Raw genomic sequence first — 2,135 nt, 5'->3', positions numbered from 1 at the left:
TTTGAAATTTCACCCGGAAAATGCACGCTTTTAGGAGTATACCCCTGAAAAATCCTGCACTGATTTCCTGATTTTCCACCTGAAACCCTTGATTTATCAAGGTTTTGAGTTTATTCAGCAAGCCCTAAATAAAAAACCCACTACAGAAATACTATAGCGGGTAAAGCAGTTATGGCGTAATGTAAAATTCAAACTTTAAATTCAAACTTTAAATTCAAACTCTATTTAAGCCATTCCAAAACAGCTTCTTCCTTAGTATTGGTATTGCGAGAAGGTGTTTCCCGTTCAAACTTCATGTGAATAGAACGACTTTGTTCACCATCAGCAGCAACCGCTAAAATGGGGTAATCTATCAAACCATCTTGGAAAGACATCTGGAAGCGGAATGTACCATCGGGATTGAGTTTAATAGGACGACCACCAATAGTTACAGTTGCATCTGGTTCAGTTGCACCATATACAATTAATTCCGCATCAGCAATTAACCAGAATTTGCGGGGACGTTCTGGAACAGCAGAAGCGGAGAAACCGACCCCAGACATACCCACACCGGACATATTGATCCCGGATGCAGTGGGAACTGCCCACATACCTACACCAGAGGGGAAGATGTAAGAACTGATCGCTTGTTCTGGACGTACAGAACCGGCTACGTGCTGCATAGAACCGAACAGAGAACCAGCTACCCGTTGAGCTTCTGCTGATTCTGCCATACCAAAGATTTGGTCGTAAATGGGGTTGCCACCAGCACCCACCGCAGCGACTTTCTTAGCTGGGGGAACGAGTTCATACTTGGTCTTACCGCGTAGGTCTTCTTCAAAGTCTACGGTAATGAAGACATCTTCGATCCAGTCGGAAGGATAGACGGGGGGAATGTGAACCCTAGCAGAACGAGCTAATACCAACCAACCACCAATGGGGGTGCGATAACCGATATCAATTACATAATCGCGATCGCTCACAGGAATGGGTAAATACCATTCTCTCGCTAATTCATCCGCAGGATATTCTTGAATACTGTGGGGACTTTGATGATCTAAATCAATATCAGTAACATCATAAATCCGCAATGCTAATTGCTGTCCACCTTGACGACGCAACTCTTCTTTATGTTCATTGGGAATATCCCAGTATGTGTAAGCCCATTGTGGATCACGTGGTAACAATACAATGCGACTTTCACCATAACCACCTGGTAAATCTGCCAGTCCCTCATCCACATCAGCGAGAGAACCACCTGTCCGATCTTCCTGACCTAATTCAAATTTTGCTGCTTCCACGGTTTCCTGTGCCTCCAGTGAACGAGATGGACTTAGCGAAAGTTTGTTACTTTGTACTTCTTGAATTGATGCTAACAATTGAGATTTACGCATCCGACTGTAACGAGAAATGCCATACTCACTTGCAACTTTACGAAGTTGCCTTAATGTCATTTCCTCTAGCGGTGGGCGTTCTTTTGCCATTTATTTTGGCCTCCAGTAGTTTTTCGGGTAAATGACTTCCCCTGGTTATAGAATGGTTTATAAAATCTCATCTATCCCAGATGAATTTTTTATTCCTGACTTCTGGTTTTGCCCAGTTTATAAGGGTTTTAGTTGGTTTTTAAATGGATTGCCACGCTTTCTGATTCCTGGTTTTGCCATGATTAGCATTTCTTTGGGATCAGGGGCGTGTTTTTTCTTGATGAAATACTAACAGGTAATCATGCCTAGTGATCAAGGGGTATGAAGTCGGTTTTTCAGCTATTTCACGTATTTATTAGCCCTGCGGGGATCAAATTGTTATAAAATCATAACATTTGCCTTGACTTGGGGTTCATTATGTCAATATTTCATGACATTTGCGTTCCCATGTTGTGGGATCGGCTTCTAGCCCGTCCAGCTTTAACAGGACTTACGCAAAAGGGAACGAAAGTAGGGGTAATACCCTTCGGGAAGCAAGCTACATGAATTACCCCTACGCAAGAATCAGGTTTTCAGTCACATCTTCCGTAAGTCCTATTTAGGGTTTGCTGAGAAAGTCTTTCCGTGAGGGCATAGGAGTCAGGAGTCAGGAGTCAGGAGTCAGGAGGAGATTTGAAAATTTCTTTGCCATCTCTTGAAATCCCCAAAAATGCACACTTTTTCCGGTATACC

1 protein-coding gene is annotated in these 2,135 nt (G+C 43.0%); it reads right to left on the bottom strand.

The window, feature by feature from the left end; genetic code table 11:
* Window positions 1–221: 221 nt before the first annotated feature.
* Entirely contained in the window at window positions 222–1,463 is a 1,242-nt protein-coding gene (locus tag FFR48_RS27475) for a DUF4912 domain-containing protein (protein ID WP_137669536.1), read from the bottom strand.
* Window positions 1,464–2,135 lie beyond the last annotated feature (672 nt).

Origin of the sequence: Sphaerospermopsis reniformis (assembly GCF_005402885.1) — a bacterium.
GTDB lineage: Bacteria > Cyanobacteriota > Cyanobacteriia > Cyanobacteriales > Nostocaceae > Sphaerospermopsis > Sphaerospermopsis kisseleviana.
This window is presented reverse-complemented; position numbering and strand designations above follow the sequence as displayed.

Bases quoted from the DNA above. Each gene is read 5' to 3' on its own strand.
- FFR48_RS27475 (WP_137669536.1), bottom strand. From the start codon at position 1,463: ATGGCAAAAGAACGCCCACCGCTAGAGGAAATGACATTAAGGCAACTT.